Annotated in this window: 16 protein-coding genes and 1 pseudogene; 9 read left to right on the top strand and 8 right to left on the bottom strand. The window is 62.2% G+C overall.

What is annotated here, in order from left to right; translation table 11 throughout:
- Positions 1-151: 151 nt before the first annotated feature.
- The 3 genes from K369_RS05170 (at position 152) to K369_RS26155 (ending at position 4,148) form a co-directional block, all read left to right on the top strand.
- Entirely contained in the window at positions 152-2,701 is a 2,550-nt protein-coding gene (locus K369_RS05170) for a TonB-dependent siderophore receptor (RefSeq protein ID WP_051949080.1), read from the top strand.
- The gene (locus K369_RS05165; protein WP_051949079.1) at positions 2,695-3,915 is read left to right on the top strand and encodes a PepSY domain-containing protein; all 1,221 of its coding nucleotides are present in this window, start codon (positions 2,695-2,697) and stop codon (positions 3,913-3,915) included. Before K369_RS05170 ends, K369_RS05165 begins: the two co-directional genes overlap by 7 nt.
- Positions 3,916-4,001: 86 nt before the next feature.
- A complete protein-coding gene (locus tag K369_RS26155; protein WP_156967723.1) occupies positions 4,002-4,148 on the top strand; it encodes a hypothetical protein in 147 nt (48 codons plus the stop codon).
- A gap of 36 nt (positions 4,149-4,184) precedes the next feature.
- Here K369_RS26155 and K369_RS25305 read toward each other — a convergent pair whose 3' ends face one another.
- Positions 4,185-4,562: a glutathione binding-like protein gene (locus K369_RS25305; RefSeq protein ID WP_198033042.1), complete on the bottom strand. Its 378-nt coding sequence runs from the start codon at positions 4,560-4,562 to the stop codon at positions 4,185-4,187.
- Here K369_RS25305 and K369_RS05155 point away from each other — a divergent pair.
- Positions 4,545-4,982 (top strand): annotated as a pseudogene (locus tag K369_RS05155) (transposase); the annotation flags it as partial. The gene K369_RS25305 and the pseudogene K369_RS05155 sit on opposite strands and share 18 nt — an antisense overlap.
- A 58-nt stretch (positions 4,983-5,040) precedes the next feature.
- On the opposite strand, the gene K369_RS26150 reads toward K369_RS05155, so the two are convergent.
- A complete protein-coding gene (locus K369_RS26150) occupies positions 5,041-5,316 on the bottom strand; it encodes a hypothetical protein (protein ID WP_156967722.1) in 276 nt (91 codons plus the stop codon).
- On the opposite strand from K369_RS26150, the gene K369_RS25300 reads away from it, so the two are divergent.
- On the top strand, positions 5,315-6,160 hold the full coding sequence (locus tag K369_RS25300) for an LON peptidase substrate-binding domain-containing protein (protein WP_084570506.1): 846 nt from the start codon (positions 5,315-5,317) through the stop codon (positions 6,158-6,160). The genes K369_RS26150 and K369_RS25300 overlap by 2 nt on opposite strands.
- A 458-nt stretch (positions 6,161-6,618) precedes the next feature.
- Here K369_RS25300 and K369_RS05145 read toward each other — a convergent pair whose 3' ends face one another.
- The 3 genes from K369_RS05145 to K369_RS05135 form a co-directional block, all read right to left on the bottom strand.
- A complete protein-coding gene (locus K369_RS05145; RefSeq protein WP_051949077.1) occupies positions 6,619-7,743 on the bottom strand; it encodes an AGE family epimerase/isomerase in 1,125 nt (374 codons plus the stop codon).
- A 185-nt stretch (positions 7,744-7,928) separates the two neighbouring features.
- Positions 7,929-9,164, bottom strand: a complete 1,236-nt coding sequence (locus K369_RS05140) for an HAD-IIIA family hydrolase (protein WP_036288692.1) — start codon at positions 9,162-9,164, stop codon at positions 7,929-7,931.
- 48 nt (positions 9,165-9,212) lie between these two features.
- On the bottom strand, positions 9,213-10,103 hold the full coding sequence (locus K369_RS05135; protein WP_036288689.1) for a hypothetical protein: 891 nt from the start codon (positions 10,101-10,103) through the stop codon (positions 9,213-9,215).
- Between the two features lie 429 nt (positions 10,104-10,532).
- Between K369_RS05135 and K369_RS05130 the strand changes: the two genes are divergently transcribed.
- From K369_RS05130 to K369_RS05120, 3 genes are all read left to right on the top strand, one after another.
- Positions 10,533-11,693 (top strand): glycosyltransferase, encoded by a 1,161-nt coding sequence (locus tag K369_RS05130; RefSeq protein WP_245278104.1) that lies wholly within the window; start codon positions 10,533-10,535, stop codon positions 11,691-11,693.
- 560 nt (positions 11,694-12,253) lie between these two features.
- On the top strand, positions 12,254-12,955 hold the full coding sequence (locus K369_RS27560) for a glycosyltransferase family 4 protein (RefSeq protein ID WP_245278103.1): 702 nt from the start codon (positions 12,254-12,256) through the stop codon (positions 12,953-12,955).
- Positions 12,952-14,049, top strand: a complete 1,098-nt coding sequence (locus tag K369_RS05120) for a hypothetical protein (protein ID WP_084570505.1) — start codon at positions 12,952-12,954, stop codon at positions 14,047-14,049. Before K369_RS27560 ends, K369_RS05120 begins: the two co-directional genes overlap by 4 nt.
- A gap of 46 nt (positions 14,050-14,095) precedes the next feature.
- Here K369_RS05120 and K369_RS05115 read toward each other — a convergent pair whose 3' ends face one another.
- From K369_RS05115 to K369_RS05105, 3 genes are all read right to left on the bottom strand, one after another.
- Positions 14,096-15,445, bottom strand: coding sequence for an ATP-binding protein (locus K369_RS05115; RefSeq protein ID WP_036288679.1), 1,350 nt, complete (start codon positions 15,443-15,445; stop codon positions 14,096-14,098).
- Positions 15,442-16,269: a response regulator transcription factor gene (locus K369_RS05110; RefSeq protein ID WP_371033298.1), complete on the bottom strand. Its 828-nt coding sequence runs from the start codon at positions 16,267-16,269 to the stop codon at positions 15,442-15,444. Before K369_RS05110 ends, K369_RS05115 begins: the two co-directional genes overlap by 4 nt.
- Before the next feature lie 470 nt (positions 16,270-16,739).
- Positions 16,740-17,060, bottom strand: coding sequence for a hypothetical protein (locus K369_RS05105; RefSeq protein WP_156967721.1), 321 nt, complete (start codon positions 17,058-17,060; stop codon positions 16,740-16,742).
- Between the two features lie 179 nt (positions 17,061-17,239).
- Between K369_RS05105 and K369_RS05100 the strand changes: the two genes are divergently transcribed.
- Positions 17,240-19,258 carry a hypothetical protein gene (locus tag K369_RS05100; RefSeq protein WP_036288673.1) on the top strand — a complete coding sequence of 673 codons (2,019 nt, stop codon included), beginning with the start codon at positions 17,240-17,242 and terminating at the stop codon, positions 19,256-19,258.
- The last annotated feature ends 19 nt before the right edge of the window (positions 19,259-19,277 follow it).

The raw sequence follows: 19,277 nt of genomic DNA, 5'->3' as shown, positions 1-19,277 counted from the left end.
CAAAAAAAACATCGTCGAGCGACCTCCTCCCCGGACGCCGAGCCGCGTCCAACTCGGTGAGGGGACGTTCGAGCCCCCGAAAAGATGCGAGGGGGCGCCGATGGCGAGACGGGTTTCGAGGCAAAGCGGCGGCGACGCCGGGAGTGCGATCATGGGCGCGACGGCGCTGGCCACAGTGTTGGGCGCATTGGCGATCGGCGGCGCCGACGACGCCCGCGCCCATGCGCAAATGCCGGACAAAGAGATCGTCGAGATCGTCCGCGCCTATTCCATCCCCGCCGGCCGCATGTCGACGGCGCTGACGCGTCTCGCCGATACGAGCGGCGTGCTGATCGTCTATGACACGACGCTGACGCGGACGCTGCGCACAGGCGGACTCGAGGGAACGCATACGCTGAATGCCGCGCTCGAGCGGCTGCTGTCCGGCTCGGGACTGAATTACGAGGTGGCGGCGGACGGAAAATCCGTGCTGATCGTGCTGGCGCAGAACGATGGGCAACGCAATGACGCGGGGGCCGAGCCGCTGCCGACGATCGACATCGGAGCTGAGAACGGGCGACGAGTGGAAGACCGCGGCGGCCGCGCGCGCGGCGGCTCCGGCGATGGCGCACGCGAGACGGGCTATGCCCGCTCCTCGACGTCGAGCGCCACGCGAACCGACACGCCGCTCATCGACACGCCGCAATCGGTGCAGGTGGTGCCGCGCGAGGTCATTCACGACCGGCAGATTCTCAACGTGCTCGAGGCGGCGCAGAACGTCTCCGGCGTGCAGGCGGACAATAGCGGGATCTTCTACGACAACTTTCTCATTCGCGGCTTCAGCAGCGGCTATGGCCGCAGCTATCGCAACGGATTGCGTGTCGACGGAACCGGCGGCGGGGTCGACATGGCCTTCACCGATCGCGTCGAGGTGGTGAAAGGCCCCGCCTCCATGCTCTATGGACGCATCGAGCCCGGCGGCTTCGTCAATATCGTCACCAAGCGGCCGCAAGAGGATTTCGCGGCGACGCTCGACACGCAATTCGGGAGCTTTGGCCTCTCGCGCACCATCGCCGACGTCACCGGCCCGATCGACGATCAGAAGACCGTGCTCTACCGGGTGATGGGAGTCTACGACCGCGCCGATTCTTTCGTGAATTTCGACCACCGGAACAATGGCGCGGCGGCGCTCTATCTCACCTTCCGTCCGAGCGAAAATTTCGAAGCCAATGTGCAATTCGAGCACTATGAGCAGATGAAATCGATCCGGGCCGGCCAGGTTCCGGTCAATCTGCTCTATGACGATCTCGGCAAGCCGCTCACGATACAAGGCTTCAACGATCGACCGGCCAATCTCCCGAGACGCTATAATCAGGTCGATCCCGAATATTGGTCGCAATTTCCCTATGTCGTCCATCGCACCGTCTACGCCTTCGACTGGACATGGCGCCTCGCCGACAAATGGAAGGTGACGAGCGCCTTTCACTATGTCGACGCCCATGAGAATCAGAATGCGATCTTCATCTCAGGATTCGACGGCGTCACCCTGAATCGCAGCTTCTACGCCGGAGTCGTGAAGCGCTATCAGCTCTCGACCAATCTCAATCTGATCGGCGAGATCGACACGGGGCCGATCCATCATGCGCTCCTCGCCGGCGTCGACTGGTTCCATTATGGCGACGACTGGCCGAGCACCGGATGGCTTTCGTCCTTTCCCTCGCTGAATGTATGGACGCCGTCCTATGGAGGGGTCGGGCCGCTCATGCATTCGGTGGCCGATCTCGGCCGCAACAACACGCTTTTCGCGAGCCGCTGGCAGAATTTCGGCGCCTATGTCCAGGATCAGATCAGCTTCCTCGACGACCGCGTGCATCTTCTGCTCGGCGGCCGCTACGACAAGGCCGAGGAGCGCTACGGCACGACCTATGGCGGCGATTGGGAAGCCTGCTATCCCGCCTGCTCGCCCTATCCGCTCGACCGCTACGCCGATAAGACGCCGCTGTCGCCGCGCGCCGGGCTTCTCGTCAAGCTCGATCGCGACACCTCGCTCTACGGCAGCTACACACGCTCCGCCGGGACGAACAACGGCAAGAGCTCGGGAGGAGAGATCTACCCGCCGGAGCGCGGACTGCAATGGGAGGTCGGCGTCAAGAAGCTATGGATGGACGGGCGCCTCTCGACGAGCCTCGCCCTGTTCGATCTGCGCAAAAAGAACGTGCTTCAGTCCGATCCGTTCAACCCTGCCTTCTCTCTCGCCGTCGGCGAGGTGGCGAGCCGTGGAATCGAATTCGACATCGCCGGACAGCTCACCGAGAATCTGAGCGTCCTCGGCAGCTACACTTTCAATTCCGTGAAGATCATCGACGACAATGACAATGGCAATGTCGGCAAGCGCTATTACGGCGCCGCGCCGAATGTCGGCAATCTGTGGGCGAAATGGGACACGGCCCCCGGCGCGCGCGAAGGCTTCGAATTCGGCGCCGGCTTCTATGCGATGGACCGCCGCTACGGCAGCAATGACAACAGCTGGTATATGCCGGCCTATGTGAAATTCGACGCCATGGCGTCCTATCGCACGGTCATCGCCGGGCATGATGTCGCCTTCCGCTTCAACGTCAAGAATATCGGCGACGCGCGCTATTTCGAGAACAGCAATGGATTCAACACCGCCTTTTATGGCGCGCCGCGCGCTTTCCTCGGGCAGGTGAGCTTCAAATGGTGAGCGGCCGCGACGATGGCGCGCTGAAAAGCGCCTCGGTCGCCGCCGCGATCCGAGACGCGCCCGTCCGTCGCGCGCGCAAAATGTGGCGAAAGCTGTGGCTCGACATCCATCTCTACATCGGCCTCACCATCGGCGCTATGCTCGTCGTCATCGGCCTCACCGGCAGCATTCTCGTGTTCTGGCACGAGGTCGACGCCTGGCTCGATCCACAGCTGCGCATCGTCGTCGCGCGCCCCGGCGGCGCGCGCGACTTCGCGCCTCTGGCGACGATCGAGCGCGCGGTGGCGGCGGGCAAGCCGGACGGCGGAAGGATCACACATATTTGGATGCCGCGCGACGAGCGCTCGACCTATCTTGTCTATTATGACCTCGACGGCGAAACGCGTCGCTTCGGCGTCGATCCCTACGCCGCCACGACGACCGCGGATCGGCTCTATTATGCGAAGAGCAATCCGTTCCGCCATGCTCTGATGGGCTTTTTGTTTCAGCTGCATTTCTCGCTGCTGCTGAGCGATCTGCTCGACGATGGCGGCGACACGGTCGGCGTCATGGCTCTCTTGCTGATCGTCTCGGTGCTTTCGGGCCTCTATCTCTGGTGGCCGGCGCCGGGGAAATGGAGATCGGCGCTCACATTGAAGCGCGGCGCAAAGGCTGAGCGTCTCAACTATGATCTGCACAAGCTCGGCGGCGTCTATTCCGCCGCCGTGCTGCTCGCCGTGCTGATATCGGGAATCTACATGAATCTGCGCGATCCTTTCGTCTGGATCGTCGATCATGTCGCGCCATTGACCAATGGCGGCGCCATCGAGCGCAAATCCGAGCCTGCGGCGGGACGCTCGCCGATCGGCTTTCCGCAGGCCATAGCGGCGGCCTCGGCGCGTTCGCCGGAAGGGCGCATCGAGCGCGTCGATTTTCCCGACGGCGAGCGAGGCGCGTTCACCGTCCATCAGGACGATGTGCCGGGCGTCGGCTGGTTCATCCACTCCCGCTCGCTGATCGTGGATCGCTTCTCGGCGGCTGTAACGGCGATCGAGGACAATGCGCATGGAACCGCCGGCGACGCCTTTTTGCGCTGGCAATGGCCACTGCATTCCGGTCAGGCCTTCGGAATGACAGGGCGGCTGCTGGTGCTGGCGAGCGGGCTGCTTTGTCCTTTGCTTTTCGTGACCGGGGTGATCCGCTGGCGGCAGAAGAGGCGCGCCCGCCGCGCCTGAGCGGAGCAGAACGAATTTCGGCGCCTTCGTCCGCTCTGCTTTAAGCCGCCTCGCCCACGCCATTCGCGCCGCAGCGAGGAGCCCTCATGTCGGAAGAAGCCAAGCTCGTTCTGCTCGAGGGCATCGCCGCCGCGCTGGAGCGGCTCGCCCCGCAATCGCCGCGCGCATTTCGCGCAAATCTGTCACGCCATTCGCACGTTTCGCACAAATTTTCAAGTTTTGTGCAGGTGTAAACAATTGAAGATATTGAAAATCTGCCGCATGATTTCCTACAACGTGACAACTGGAGGAATCTCTGCCTCCCTTGCCAAAGCAGCTCGGACGGACGCTCGCGCGTCGATCCGCTGCTTGTAGAGCGCAATCACCGGCCAATGGTCGAGGTCGACCGAAAAGCCCTTCATCCACCCGAGCACGGTGAAGAGATAGGCGTCGGTGACCGTGAAGCCGTCGCCAACCAGATAATCCCGAGATGCGAGGCTCATCTCGATGAAGTCGAGGCGCCGGAACAGCCGGTCCCGAAAGATGACCAGCGCCTCCTCCGGTAAGGCTCGATTGAACAGCGGGCTCGATCCGGCATGAATCTCGCTGGTGATGAAGTTGAGCCATTCCTGGAGCCGAACCCGCGCCAGCGTATCGGCGCGCCCCACGATCAGCGGACCGCCTCGACCTACATATTCGGCGCCGTCTGTCCAAAGGACGGCAAAGGCGCGGCGCTGGTCCTACCCGCCTGCAACACCTACGCGATGAATCTGCTCCTCGTCGAAATCAGCAAAACTGTCGCGCCAAGCGCCCAAGCCGCTCTCATCGTCGACCGCGCCGGCTGGCGCATGACCGACAAGCTGGTCGTGCCGTCCAACATCACGCTCGTTCCCTTGCCGGCGAAATGTCCGGAGCTGAATCCGGTTGAAAACGTCTGGCAGTTTTTGCGCGAGAATCGGTTGTCCAACCGCGTCTTCAAATCCTACGACGATATCGTCGATCATTGTTCCGCCGCCTGGAACAAGCTCATCGAACAGCCATGGCGCATCATGTCCATCGGCTTGCGTGAATGGGCGCATAGGTTTTGATCAGTGAGGATTAAGATTAGGCGGCTTAAGGCGGCGTTACGCCTATCGGGTTGCATATCTAACCATTATGGAACGGCGGAACGTCTGCTTCTGGCGCCACCTCCTCATTCTGGTCGGCGAGGGGGACCGCATCGGCGGAAGCCGCGACGGCTCCGCGTTTCGGATTGACGCCAGCTGCATCCCGTGCCAGTTTTCCTTGTAGGCGGATACGGCCTGCTGCTTGCGCCTCGAAGGTATGGCGAACGTATCGAGACGACGATTCCCTTTGCCTGAGCGGACGCGTCAGCAATGCAAGCGCCTGATCATCTCGTTCGCGCAGCAGAGGTGATCCCATGCGTGATTTCCGTGACGCAAAAGCGATGGCGCAGAGCTTACGATCCGCCGTCGCCGCCAAAGGTTTGACGCTTACCCATTCGGAATGCCTGGAGATAGCGGCACGAATGCTCGGCGCCAAGGACTGGAATGTCTTGGCGGCGGCAATCGAAAGGGACGCAGCGCCTTCTCCCGAATCTCCAGGGCGGCGCGCCACCGACCGCTGGAGTGGGCCGCTCTTGCTCGTTCGCGACGTCGTGCTGTTCCCAAAACATACGGCCCCAATCTATGTCGCGAGGGACTTCTCCAAGTTGGCGGCGGCGGAGGCCGGACGCGGTGAACTCGAAGTAATGGTCGTCGCGCAGAAGAATGAAAGTGATGAAAGGCCCGGACGCGAGGATATCTATGACCTCGGCACAGTCGCCGACGTGCTCGACATGACGCCGTTTACGCCCGTCGGGGCAGCGCGACATAGCGCGCTCAAACTCACCTTGCGCGGACGTCAGCGCGCGCGGCTTTTCGACATCGTCGACCAAGGCAACGGGCTGAGCGCCCAAGCCCAGATCATTGCGACGGAGCTGGCGGATACCACAGCAGCCGCTGAGCAAGTGCGCGCTGCGTTCGAGGCCTTTCGCACATTCGTCGTTGGCTGGCCGAATATCCGCGGGCTGAGCACTGAGCGTCAATCGCGCCTGATCACCCGGACGGAAGGCATCGCGCGGCCGGACGTGCTGGCAGACGTCATCGCGCAATACGCGCCGGGCTCCGTCGTCGAGAAACAGAAACTGCTCGAATTGCTCGATCCGCTGGCGCGATTGGCGTCGGCAGCCGCCTTGCTGAGCCGCGCGAGCGCGTTGGCGGTGTAGGAGCAGGAACGTGGGACGTTGGGCGCGCCTCCTCCTTCGCCCGCGCGTCGACGGTGGGGCGGAGAAACGAGCCGCCGAAGGAGTCCGCGTCGGAGCCAAGAAGGCAAGCTCCGGCGTGGACGCCGCGCCACCCCGCCACGCCACGCCACACTACATCCCGCTCAATCGCTGATAGCTTATCCAGCCCGCTCGGCTCAGGGCGATCGTCCGCTTATGACGCACCGTTCCCAATCGGGGCGGCAAATGGTCGGGAGCATGCACGGCAAGAGTAAGTTCAAAAATTCATAGCGGCATCGTTAGGCGCTCGACCATGGGCTTGAAGGACAGCCGGCGGTAAAAGTTTGCGGCCTGAGCAACGTCCTACCATGGCTCAGGCGAGCCGAGCGCCAGAGACCTACGCTCCGACCTCCGCGTCACAGTTTCCGCTCGAGCTATCCTTGCTTGAACCGCGCCCGTATTCAATCGCTGTCTGACGCTCGGATTGCGCAACAAATATGATATAGCGAGCTCGCAGGCGCAAAATCCACTTTGGCGGAGCCATAGGCGTCGAACTCGTCGATCCAGCTTCCCGACGTGGCGGGCTCGAGGAATCGAACACGCATCGCATCCAGAAAATCGCTCGCCATCGGACCATCGCACCTCCGATATTTCGACCGCATTACATGGGCGGCCTTTGCAGCCTCGGCATAGAACCAGAGCCGAGTCGCGCGATCCGCGGCTCCGCCGACCGTCGCGCGAGCGTAAATTCGGCCGTCTGCGCCGACGCCGCTGCGCAGAGCGGTTTCCCATAGCCGCGCCACGGTCGATGTCTGATTGAAATGCCGAAGCTCCTCGTTTTGCTCGAGCAACCATATCCACTCGAAATGATGACCAGGCTCGAACGGAAAATGCGGGCCGTCGAGAGGACGCCAAATTTCGTCGAAACATTCGACCAGAATGGAATCTTCAGCCTGAACGAATCGACTGAAGAAAATGTCTCGCACCACAATGGCTCGTTCCAGATACGCCGAGCGCTTCGTCGCATCGAAGAGTGAGAGCAATGCTTCGAACAAATGCATATGCGAGTTCTGACGGCGCGGGCTATCGCTCGCCGGAAGGGTCTCGACATAGCCGCCATGCTCGGAAGCCATGTCGCGATCCAGAAAGCTCAGCGTCGCATCGGCGATCGCGATATAGGCGGAATCTCGCGTCGTCTCATATGCCTTCGCGAGAGCGAGCAGAATGAATGCATGCGTATAGAGATCACGACGACCATCGACGACGGCGCCGTCGCGCGCCACGGAAAAGGCCCAGCCGCGAGCGCCGTCGGCTTCATAATAGCGTTCGATCATCGTCGCGCCCGCGCGCGCGACCAACTCCGCTCCCTCCGCGAACCAGCCTGTTCGATGCGCAACGCTGTAAGTGTAAATCTGACGCGCTTGCACCATGGCTCGTCTGGGCGTCTCGAGCAGCGGCGCGCCTGTGAGCGAAAGACGTTCGACGAATGAGCTCGTGCGCTCATCCCAGCCATTCGAAGCCCACAGCGGAAGCGCTTTCTCTTTCAGCCACGCACGGATCGATCTCGGCTCTTCGGCGCCAGTCATATCATATCCTTTGAGAGTGCGTGTTCGAAGGCAAAGACGTCGCGCAGCCGCGACGCCTCGGCGTAGGCCGACCAAATCACAGGTCGCCGCCGGCTCGATGCACGTCGAATCCGCTCACCGGCGCCGACCTCATCGGGCGCGCCTCGAAAGCGATTTCGTAAGCCGTTTCCGTCGAAGTCCCGTCATCATGAGCGCGCGCGAGCGCAATGAGCCGCTATCCGCTCGATCTCCCATCGGATCGACGCATAGAGATCGCCGCCCGAAAACAAGCGCCCACGAATGCCTGCACGCCGCGCCGCCTCCATGTCGCTTTCCTTGTCGCCGACGAGAAGGCTCGCACCCAGGTCGATCGGCCACTCGGAAGACGCCCGCAAAATCATGCCGGGATTGGGCTTCCGGTCGGGATGATCAGTATGTCGCCACTCAGCGTCGACAGCGTCCGGGTGGTATGGACAGAAATAGAATGCGTCGATGTGAGCTCCCGCCGCAGCGAGCTGCGCGGACATGGCGGCGTGAAATCTATCGATATCCGCTCCGCGAAACAGCCCGCGCGCAACTCCGGCTTGATTGCTGACCACGATGGCGAAAGCTCCCGACTCGTTCACGCATCTGATCGCTTCGACCGCCCCCGGAATCCACTCCAAGTCCTCGACGCGATGGCAATAGCCCGAATCGCGATTCAGCACGCCGTCACGGTCGAAAAAAACCGCAGGTCGGCGCCTGTCGGCGAGATCTCTACGCGCTTTGTCGAGCGATTCCGGCGTTCCGATATCGATAAAATATCCTTCGAGCTCATCCCCGAGAATAGCGCGGGCCGTGGCGAGCCGCGGATAAACGTCCGACTCGATCGAGCAGGGCTCGCTCTCGACAAACGTCAATATCTCTCGCCGAAACACGCCCACTCCGGCATTGATCGACGCCGGTCCCGAGCCGCGCTCTTTTTCGTGAAAGGCGACGACATAGCCATCTTGCAATTTCACGCTGCCGTAGCGCGTTGCGTCCGACTCTCGTCGCAGCGCGAGCACGCCGAGAACATCCGGCCTCTTCTCCAGACCGGCCGACAGGCGCCGGAGATTGATGTCGAATAGCGTATCGCCATTCGCCAACAGAAATATAGGATCGAGCAAGTGCGCGGCATTTTTCAAAGCGCCCGCCGTTCCCGCCGGCGCGGATTCGACCACGATTCGCACGGACGCGCCGCGAATGGAACGGCCTTGGTAGCGCTCGAGGACGCTGTCGTGCAAATGTCCAGCGAGCAGAAGGATGTCATCGAAGCCGTGGCGAATGATCTCGAGCAGCAAAGCATCGAGAAACACAATGTCCCCGTCGATCGCCATGAGTGGCTTTGGCGTCGTGGATGCGAGCGCGCCGAGCCGCGTTCCTTTGCCGCCGACCAATATCACAGCCTGCCTCGTCGTCATGGCCTCATGAACCTTGCATATAGGCGTCGGTCGGCGAATGGATCCGCTCTATCTGAAAAGCGAATACGAATCCCCGCGCTTGTAGACTCTCGCTCGGGCCGCTCTGGAGAACTCCTTCCAGGCGCCGGCGAATACGTCGTGAGACGGAAGGGTGATCGCCCCGGCCCAATGGGCGAGATAGATTTCCTTGCCTTCTGGATCGAGCGGCTTACCGTTCGAGAAGGTGATCCCCGGGGCCTTGTAGTAGTTCTCATGGGAGGCGTTCTCGACGCAATGAGGCAGCAGCGCCGTCTTCAACCCTCGCCTATGCACCACGAAATTCATCAGCGGCTGCGCGAACAATTGGCCTCGCTTGCGAACCTCGTGGAAAATCTCGATGTCGGCTCGAATCGTCTCGAGAACGTCGGACAGACTCAGAAAGCGGCTCGACGTAACCCAAAATCCATCATTGAACAGCAGCGCGCCGTCCAAGAACGCGTGCTTCTTTTGGTTCTCGTTGTAAACATAGTCGAAGCTCGGCGACGCGACGATGAATTCTCTCTTGCCGCTTTCGAGGCGACCGAAGACCGTCCGCAAGTCACGAAAAAGGATCACATCGACGTCGACATATGCGACTTCGTCGAGCGCGAGCGCGAGCGCCTGCAGCTTGCGAAGACGACGCCGATGGGAGTTGAATATTCCAGGATAGAGCTCGTGCGACAGCCGGTCGATTTCCGCAGGCTCGCTTTCGACGATTGTCACGCCATAGACGTCGGCGGCCCGTCTGGTCAGTGAGATATTGTCGTCATAGGGAATGAGATAGAGCGGCAGCGCGGCGTTCGTGTCACGATAGCTTTCCAGAAAGGGAAGCAGCCAGTCGATCACCTTGTCATTGGCGACGATCGCGACTCCATACCGACGCTCGTCGGACGGCGATGAATCGAACCCGGCTCCAGTCATCTATTGTCCCATGTCCGTGCAGTCGCCGTATCGAAGCTTGCGCGTCGCGAGCGGCCTATATTTGTTCGAATCGGCAGCCCTGCGCAACTCGGAGGCATCGCCTTTAGCGCATCGGCTACTATCTATATTCGAACCTGAGCGGAAGCATAAAGTCCAGCATATGGCGAAACAGGGGCTTTTCTTTGAACGGTTTGTATTTCGACAAAATGTCAATTTCAAATCGAATTCGAAATTATTCGGAAATACCTCTCCTCGACAAAACCGCTAGGAGGGGCTGGGCGCTGTCGCGAGAAAGGCTTCTTGAACGGCATGTCGCAATTCGGGCGAATAAAAACTCCCAGTTTCAGTCCGTCGGGCCACCGCCGGCGACTCGATGGGAGAACGGTCGCTATCGTTCATCCGGCTTGGTCCTCGTGCGGCTCCTATCGAGTGATCTTCAGCCAAGCCATGGCGTATCGCGCGCTCGGGGCGCGCGTCGTGTCCATAGCCGTGATGGATGCGCCGACGGCCGACGCGCCGCATGGAGAGCGATGGCCGCGGTACATCGCCGAGAGCGCCGATTTGCCAGTCGACAAGCGCTATTTTTCCGGCCCACCGACGCGCAGCTGGGCGAGCTTCTCCTTGCTTAAAAACGGTTGGTGGCCTCTGATCCATGGCGATCAGGCGTCGTGGCTCATCGAGCTTTGCAAGCGCGCCCCTTTGCCGGAAGGGATCGGCGACGAGAGGATCGATCTCGTCCACGCCAATCACTTTTTCACGCTCCCCTTGGTGCGCCGCATGCTTCGAAACCGTCGAGCGCCCGTGGTCCTGGAAACCCATGACGTCCAGGCGGCGCAATTCATATTGCGCAATCGTGACGGCTTCTTCGTGCCTCCATATGTCGGCTTCTCGGATCTTCTCGCGATCGAGCTCGAGTGGATGCAAAAGGCGGACTATTGCGTGCATCTCAATCGTGAGGAGCACGAGACCTTCCAACGACTGCTTCCGAAAAAGCGCCATGCGCTCATATATCCGGCTGTGCCGCCGGCGCGACCGTCGCGCGGAGGCGACAGGATTTTGACGGTCGCCAGCGGGCACTACCCGAACTACCTCGGAATCAAATGGTTGCTGGAGGAGGTGCTTCCTCTCGCGCCCGGCGTTTCGATCGACATCGTCGGGGACGTCGACGAAGCGGTGAGAAAGCGCGACAAATCACTTTTCGACGCTCATCGACATCTATTTCGAGGACGCGTCCCGCAGATCGAGTCGGCATACGAGCAAGCCGGCTGCGTGCTGCTCCCGACATTGGAGGGATACGGGCTTTCGATCAGAACGGCGGAAGCGCTATCCAGCGGCGCTCCCCTGATCGCGACGCCGCTCGCGTTTCGCGGCCTGGACGCCGGCGTGCAAAGGCTTCGCAATGTCACGATAGCGACGGACGCCAAGAGCTTCGCAGCAGCCCTACGCGCCGCTCACGCCCGCATCGAGGATCGCGTCAGGACGGCGGACAGCCGCGCGAGCGACACGCGGCAATTCTTCGACACGGTATTCGGCTTCGACGTCTATGTCGACGCGCTCGCGGAGATCTCTGCAATGATGTTGACCGCATGAACGAGCCAGCTTTCCGACCCCGCACGAGCCCCTCGGCGCTTTTCGGCAAGGAGGTGGCGATCGTGCATCCTGCATGGCATTCTTGTGGGAGCTATCAGTCCATCCTCGGTCAAGTCGAGGCGTATCGCGCGATGGGCGCGAATGTGTCGATGATCGCCGTCAGCACCGATCCAGGATTCACTCCAGAACGTTCTTGGATCTGGCGATCATATATCGAATCGACGCCCGAGCTCGATCGCGACGCGCGCTTCTACGCCGGAGCGCCGTTGAGCGCTCTTTTCCATCCGAGCTTTCTTCGTAACGCCGTTTGGCCCTATGCGCACGGCAATCAAGCGATTATTCGAAGGGCTCTCGCCGAGCGATCACGGCTTTCGGAGAGGCTCGACAGACTGTCATTCGACATGGTTCACTGCAATCATTTCTTTCTAATGCCCGTCGCCGAACGTCTCGCGAGAGGCGGCTCGCCTGTCGTTCTAGACAGCCATGATTTGCAAGCCCGCCAGTTCATGCTCATGAACCAGAAGATTCCGTGGCTGCGCCCGCATGCGAGCTACGAGGCGATGCTCGCGGTCGAGCTCGAGAGCATGCGCGGCGCCGATCTGCTCTTGCATGTGAACATCGAGGAGCATGAGGTATTTTCAGAACTTTTGCCCGAGAAGCGTCATGCTTTGCTCTATCCGGCGGGGCCGGAGGCGCCTCGCGGGCCAGGCGGCGACGACATAGTCGTCGTGGCGAGCAACAACACGGCCAATGTCGAAAGCATCGTGTGGTTCCTTCGGGAAGTTGCGCCGAAGATCCCGGACATCGATATCAAGATCGTCGGCAACATAGGTACTGGAGTGCGCTCGGCGGCGCCGGAGGAATATAGGCGCTATCGTGACTGGTTCGTCGGGCGAGTGGATGATGTACGGCGCGTATATGAGAATGCGCGACTCGTCTTGCTTCCGATGGTCAATGGCTTTGGCCTTTCGATCAAGACGCTGGAGGCGATGGCGAGCGGCTTGCCGTTGATTGCGACATCCGCCGCGCTGCGTGGCATGCAAGACGACGCGTTGGCTCTACGAGACGTGACGATCGCCGATGATCCGGAATCGTTCGCGCGCGCGCTGACTCGAAAAGCTCGCGAGCCCCGTCGGACGGAAGCGCAGCGGCGAACGAGCGGCGTGAGAGCCTATTTCGATGCTCATTTTTCACAAGCTGTCTATCGCCGGAACCTCGAGGCGTTGGTCGAATCGCTTCTAGAGAACGGACGTCGGCCATGAAGCCATTCAGCCTCGGCGCGGACGCCGTTCCACGCGGAACGCGAGTTGGTGGTCTCGCAACTGGCGCGACGATTCGCTCCCGAGCGCCCTTGCGCCTGGGCTTTGGCGGCGGCGGCACCGACCTTTCGCCTTTTTGCGACCTGCACGGCGGCGCCGTGCTGAATTGCACCATCGATCGTTACGCATATTGCTATTTGAGCGCGCGCGACGATATGAAGCTGGTGCTGGACGCTCGTGATAGAGGCGTTGTCGAGACCCACGCATTCGGGGAGCCGATCGATTGCTCCGGCAAGCTACGGCTGCATCGAGGCGTATATAATCGGTTTCTGCAGGACGGCTTCCTGTCACGATCTCGCGGCGTCACGATCGTGACGACGACGGATGCGCTCGCGGGATCGGGGTTGGGAACGTCGTCGGCCCTCGTTGTCGCCATTTGCGAGGCGATGCGGGAATATGCCGAAGCGCCTTTCGGACTGTATGAGCTGGCGCATCTGGCGTTCGAGATCGAGCGTCGGCAGCTTCGACTGGCCGGCGGCAAGCAGGATCAGTATTCGGCGGCGTTCGGCGGCGTCAATTTCGTCGAGTTTTTCGAGCAAGATCGTGTGATCGTCAATCCGCTCCGCGTTCACAGGAATATTCTGCTGGAGCTCGAAGCGGCGCTCGTCATTTGCTTCACCGGGCTGTCTCGCGAATCGGATACGATCATCCAAGCGCAGATCAACCGGTTGACCTCGAATGACGAGGACGTCATCGCAGCGATGATGGCTATGAAGGCGGCGGCTTACGAGATGAAGGCCGCGCTGCTCGCCGGAGATTTGTTCGCTTTCGGAGATATGTTGAATCGGTCTTGGCTCTTCAAGAAGAGCACGGCGGCGACGATTTCCAATGATCGTGTCGAGCGGCTCTTGCAAGTCGGGCTCGGGGCCGGCGCCTTTGCCTGCAAGGTGTCGGGAGCGGGCGGCGGCGGCTTCCTCATGTTCATGACGGAGCCCGAGAGCAAAACGGCCGTTATGCACGCCCTGAACGTCGCGGGCGGCGAGGCGACGCCGGTGCGACTGACTGGCGAAGGAGTGGAGGTCTGGACACGCCCCTGAGGCGCGGCAAGCTCGGCGGCAAATAGCGTTTCATGCTTTCGAGCTTCTAACGCGCGACGCGCGCGTCTGCTGGCGGCGCAAAGGCGCTGGATGGGAAGACGATTCGGACGATGAGGCCATTCGGCTCGCGTTGGCGCAGCTCGATCTGCCCTTGATGAGCTTCGACAATTTCTTTGACGATAGAGAGCCCGAGGCCCACGCTTCCCGATCGGGACGAGCGCGAGGCGTCGAGTCGAACGAAAGGTTGGAGGATATCCTCGATACGATGCATGGGCACGCCGGGGCCGTCGTCGGCGACATCGATGACGACGCGGTCGCTCTCGATCGATGCGGAAACAATGACCCGGCCGCCGAAATGAAGGCCGTTGTCGATCAAATTGGTCACGGCGCGGTGGATCGCATTCGGCCGACAAAAGAAGGGAATTCCTTCGCGACCTTCATATTGAATATTCGCTCCGGTCTCTTCGAATTCGTCGCATAGAGTCGAAAGGAGCGCGCCCAGATCGAGCCATTCCTTTTCTTCCTCGTGGAAGGCGCCGCTGAGAAACGAGACGGCGGATGTCACCATCGAATGCATCAAATCGATGTCACGCAGAAGCTTGGCTGTGACGTTCTCCGCCTGTCCCGCCTGAAGCTGCAGGCGCATGCGCGTGAGCGGGGTCCTGAGGTCGTGGCTCACCGCCGCGAGCACGCGCGTGCGTTCGCGTAGCGACCGCGTGATGCGCTCCTGCATGAGATTGAACGCCCGCGCCACACGTCTTATTTCGATCGGCCCTTCTTCGTCGATCGACTCCATGACGATGTCGCGACCGAAAGCGTCCGCCTTGTGCGCCAGTCGACGCAAGGGGCCGGTCACTCGCCACACCGCCCAGCCGGACATTGCCGCCACGGCCACGCAGAGGAATGAGAGAGCGCTCATGAGCGGAAGGGTCAATTTAAAAAACTGGTCGGCTTTCGGATCGCCGGTCAAAACCTCGAGCATTCTCCCCTCCAACGGCAGCAGAACTTGAATATCTGTCGCCGGAACGTCGGAGCCGCAGGATCGAACCGTGAACGTCCGCATGACGTCGCCGAATTTCGATTGCAGAGCCGATCGAAGCTTCTGCGCGTCTTGGTCGAGGCCATCGCAGGGCCGCGGCGTTTGCGTCATCTCGATGGAGAAGTCGCTTCGTCGGGCGCCTGCGGCGATAGCGGCGCGCGCCTCGTCCGGCGCGCTGCGCATCGTCTCGACGAATGTGGCGATGCGATAGGCTGTCGGCCATGGCCATGGGGGCGGCGGCGGCGTCGGATCGAAAATCGAGAGCAAAAGGATAAAGAGAAGGATGGTCGTCGCCGAGGACAAGGCGATGATGGAAGCGATCTGGCCGAGCGTCGTCGCGAAGAAGCGCCGCATCATTCGATCGAAACCTCGGGCTGAAAGGCGTAGCCGTCCGTGCGAATGGTGCGGATGACCTCGACGACCGAATCATCATGCGCCAGCTTGCGTCTCAGGCGACTTACAAGAAGATCGACGGATCGCGGCGCTATGGCGAAACCCTCGCCACGCGAAAGATTGATCAGCTCTTCTCGTGAAAGGACGCGGGACGCGTTCTTGCAGAAAACCAGCAGCAGATCGGCTTCGGCGCCGGTCAGAGGCACGCGCAGTCCTGCGGGAGAGCGCAGGAAACGCCGCTGCGGATAGAAAGCGAAGCCTGAAAAGCGTAGAACGAACTCCGCGCCCACGGCGCGCGGCCCTTCGGCGCTCAGCGCAGGTCGCCGGAGCACGGCGCGAATTCGTGCGAGCAGCTCGCGAAGATCGAAGGGCTTTCTGACATAATCGTCAGCCCCGAGCTCCAAGCCGACGACTTTGTCCACCGGCTCGTTGAGCGCGGTCAGCATAATGATGCGCGGCCCCTCCGTCGACCTCAGGCTACGGCAGAGCTCAAATCCATCCTTGCCGGGAAGCATGACGTCGAGGAGCACGAGATCCACATCGCCGCCCGACAGAATTGGCTTTGCTTTCTCCGCACTGTCGCACACCGAGGCGACGAAGCCCTTCTCTTCGAGAAAGGCTTTCAGCAGATCGCGTATGTCGAGGTCGTCCTCGACGATGAGTATGTGGCTTTTGTTCAATGGTTCATTGCACTCCTGGAACCATGCGTCCTCGAGGAGCCGCCGCATCGGGATAGGCGCTATTTCATAGAACGGCACATGCTCCAGCATGTGTCGATTATGACACATTGCGTTAAGATATAAAAATGACATTAGCTCAATTGAGAGCTGCGGCGGCTCGGCTTTATGCCGCCGATGACGAGAGTCGCAGTGACATGCGGAGAGGCCACGTCGGTTTCAATGTAGGAGGCGCTTCGCGTCGGCCAAGCGTCGGGTCGGATGCATGCTGGAAAAGCCCAAAGAAGACCTCTGGAACGACGTCACAAAAATATTGGGGACGGCTGGACAAAGGGGATGGATATTTCATGAGGATCGGGCAGCCAGCGCCGCGCTTCAGTTTTCGGGCGCAGTTGTCCGGGCGGCTCTAAATTTGCTCAGCGCGAATTACCCCTTCCTCGTGCGATGCACGAGGCGACAAAATTCGCGCCCATTGAATGACTTCCGCGACGTCTAGTTTCGTGCGGCTTGGCGCGCCGCCGGGGACGCGCGTCGTTCGCCCCGGAGCATCGCGGCGTCGTCGCACGAGCGTTGAATACGCGCTAATCGAATTTCTTCGCGCCCAGCGTGTACCAAAATCCGCCGACGGCCGCCGGGGCCACGTACAAGAGCCTCAGATTGTCGGGCGCCGATTGGAACGACGCCACGGCTTCGGCGCAGGAGCTTCGGAGCGCGGGACATTTCGTCTCCACTCCGGCGCTCTTGTCGCACGCGTCCAGATGAATGGTCTCGCCGGGCACAGAGCACTTCAGGATAACGATTTTCGCGGCGCCGGTCGGCGTGTCGGCTATGCCGCTCGAAGAAAGAAGACATACGAGGCCGAGCGCGGCCAAGCCGCGCATACCGATACGAACACCAATCATTTTTGCCCTCTGGCGCGAAATTCGGGACGCGGCGCCGCCCCGGCGGGCAGCTTAGAAAAGCGTCGCGGCGTCGACAGCGGCTTTTTTTGTCCGACCCTACGGCGACACGACCGGTGATTTGCGCCTCGCGCTTTAGCCGCTATCTTGCGGCCAGTCTCACGAGAAGCGGGCGCAGTCGCATGTGGCGAGATCGACTTGACGCATTCTGGGATGGACGACGCGGCTTCGCCATTCTCTTTTGCGACGACGAGGAGAGCGGCGCGCCGACTCTGCGGCCTGACATAATTGTTCTTTCGGCGCCCGATCCCGAATTCGCCGGCGCGACGCTGCTCGACCGGCTCGACGCGCGGCGGCTTCGCGGCGGTCATTGCGTGCTCGAGCTACCGCCAGATCATTCGCATGTCAGCCTGCGCGCGCCGGACGGCGCGGAGCTGCGCGTCGCGCTGCGGGGCGCCGACGCCCCCTTCGCCGGCGGCGAGATGCGTCTGCTGCTCGTCGACGCGCCGGAGACGGCGGGCGACGAGCCGGCGTCCTTCCGCGCCGTCTCGGCGCCGGCGCGCGGCGACGTCGAGCGCGCGACGCGCGAGCCGATCGCCCGCTCCGGCGCGCGGCTCGTCTGGGCGCTCCGCGAGCGCCGTCACGTCGAGCGGCGCGACGGCGTCGCTGCTCTGCTGCAGCTCTGGGCCGCGCAGCGCGTCTTTCCGGCGCAGCAGAGCCGCATCGTGCTCGAGGCGCTGGAGCAGCAGACCGTCCGCGGCCCGCCGGCGCTGAAGGCGCCTTTCGCCATAATGGAGAATTGGCTGCGCGAGAATGGCGCGCCCTGTCCCGCCTTGCGCCTGCGCTGTCCGGGCGCCTTCGACCGCGACGTCTCGCTGCTCGCGCGCACCAGTGTCGTGCTGGCGATGCATCAGCGACGACGTTTGCGGGAATGGGCGCGCGAGCAGCGCGCCGCGGGCGAGTCCATAATAGAGCCGCTCGACTTCGCCGACATTCGCCGCGCGGTGGGCGCTGCGGACGAACGTCCCGAGGCGGTGGAATCCGACCAGAGCGTCGTCGTCCACAATCTCGCGAGCATTCTCGCCGCCGGCGACGGCGCCGCCTTCGACGGCGTGTCGGCGACGCGATGGGCGGAAGGGGGCGAAAGGGGCCTCGTGCTCGATCTACATTTCTTCGGCGTCTCGCTCGGCGACGACATCGGAATCGTCGGCGCCGTCGCCGACGCCTGCGATCTGGGCGTCGTTCCAGACGATCCCGGCGGCGCCGCCTTCGCGCGCCTCTTCCGCGTCGAGAGCGAAGGGCCGCGGCCGCGACCGGTGGCGGAGGAGGACAGCCTCCTGGACGAGATCCTGCGCCTCGCCGCGGATCGAGAGCAAGACGCCGGCCTCGCCCGCGCGCCGTCCGAGCGAAGGACCCACGCCGAGGGCCGTCGCGAGGGCTTCGTCTCCGGCATGAACGCAGCGCTGGCCGCGGCCGCCTATCCAGGCCGGCTCCATGCCGCGCGGCAATGGGACATGCTCGAGCCGGTCGCGATGGCGGCCTTCGCCCGTCTCTGCGCCGAGGCCGACGCGGAAGGGCGGGCGACCGTCTCGCGCCTCGGCGGCTATGACGCCTATCGGGCCGATCCGTCGCTGATGGAGGCCTGCGTGCGCGCTTCGCGGCTCGCGCGGGCGGGCGACGAAGCCGGCTTCCGCGCCTATTGCGGCGGCGCGCGGGCGTTGCCGCCGCGTTTCCTCGCTTTGTGCCGCGCGAGCGGCCTGATGGCGGCGACGGCCGGCGCGGCGGCGCAGAGCCGCCTTCTCGAGTTGTTGCTCGCGCATCCCGCGATCGCCGCTCACGCCATGGAGACGCGCATCGAACTCGACGACGCGCGCGATTTGGAGCGCGTCGACGAGATCGCCTTGCTGCTGCGCGACGAGGCGATGGTGGAGCGAGCGGCGATCTATTGCGACGATCTGCAGCTCGACGAGGAGGCGCGCCGACTGCGCGACTATGTCATTCGCCGCCGCGCCGGCGAATGGACGCCATTGACCGAGACGCAACGCCTCGCAGTGGTCGTCGACGAGGCCAACGCCTATTGGCGGCGGCTCGACATGGAGCGCGCGGCTCCGATCGAGACGGAGCCGCGCGCCGTCGCGGCGGCGCCGAAATCCGACGGCATCCTCGCCACAATGCGCAATTTCCTGCGCTTCGGCGGCTGAAACAGTCAGAAGCGAGCCT

Source organism: Methylosinus sp. PW1 (assembly GCF_000745215.1).
Taxonomy (GTDB): Bacteria; Pseudomonadota; Alphaproteobacteria; order Rhizobiales; family Beijerinckiaceae; genus Methylosinus.
This window is presented reverse-complemented; position numbering and strand designations above follow the sequence as displayed.

Coding starts and splice junctions, on each gene's coding strand:
- K369_RS05105 (WP_156967721.1), bottom strand. CDS start 17,060: ATGATTGGTGTTCGTATCGGTATGCGCGGCTTGGCCGCGCTCGGCCTC.
- K369_RS05115 (WP_036288679.1), bottom strand. CDS start 15,445: ATGATGCGGCGCTTCTTCGCGACGACGCTCGGCCAGATCGCTTCCATC.
- K369_RS26155 (WP_156967723.1), top strand. CDS start 4,002: ATGTCGGAAGAAGCCAAGCTCGTTCTGCTCGAGGGCATCGCCGCCGCG.
- K369_RS05110 (WP_371033298.1), bottom strand. CDS start 16,269: ATGTGTCATAATCGACACATGCTGGAGCATGTGCCGTTCTATGAAATA.
- K369_RS05140 (WP_036288692.1), bottom strand. CDS start 9,164: ATGACGACGAGGCAGGCTGTGATATTGGTCGGCGGCAAAGGAACGCGG.
- K369_RS26150 (WP_156967722.1), bottom strand. CDS start 5,316: ATGGGATCACCTCTGCTGCGCGAACGAGATGATCAGGCGCTTGCATTG.
- K369_RS05145 (WP_051949077.1), bottom strand. CDS start 7,743: ATGACTGGCGCCGAAGAGCCGAGATCGATCCGTGCGTGGCTGAAAGAG.
- K369_RS05120 (WP_084570505.1), top strand. CDS start 12,952: ATGAAGCCATTCAGCCTCGGCGCGGACGCCGTTCCACGCGGAACGCGA.
- K369_RS27560 (WP_245278103.1), top strand. CDS start 12,254: ATGCTCGCGGTCGAGCTCGAGAGCATGCGCGGCGCCGATCTGCTCTTG.
- K369_RS05135 (WP_036288689.1), bottom strand. CDS start 10,103: ATGACTGGAGCCGGGTTCGATTCATCGCCGTCCGACGAGCGTCGGTAT.
- K369_RS05165 (WP_051949079.1), top strand. CDS start 2,695: ATGGTGAGCGGCCGCGACGATGGCGCGCTGAAAAGCGCCTCGGTCGCC.
- K369_RS05100 (WP_036288673.1), top strand. CDS start 17,240: ATGTGGCGAGATCGACTTGACGCATTCTGGGATGGACGACGCGGCTTC.
- K369_RS25300 (WP_084570506.1), top strand. CDS start 5,315: ATGCGTGATTTCCGTGACGCAAAAGCGATGGCGCAGAGCTTACGATCC.
- K369_RS05170 (WP_051949080.1), top strand. CDS start 152: ATGGGCGCGACGGCGCTGGCCACAGTGTTGGGCGCATTGGCGATCGGC.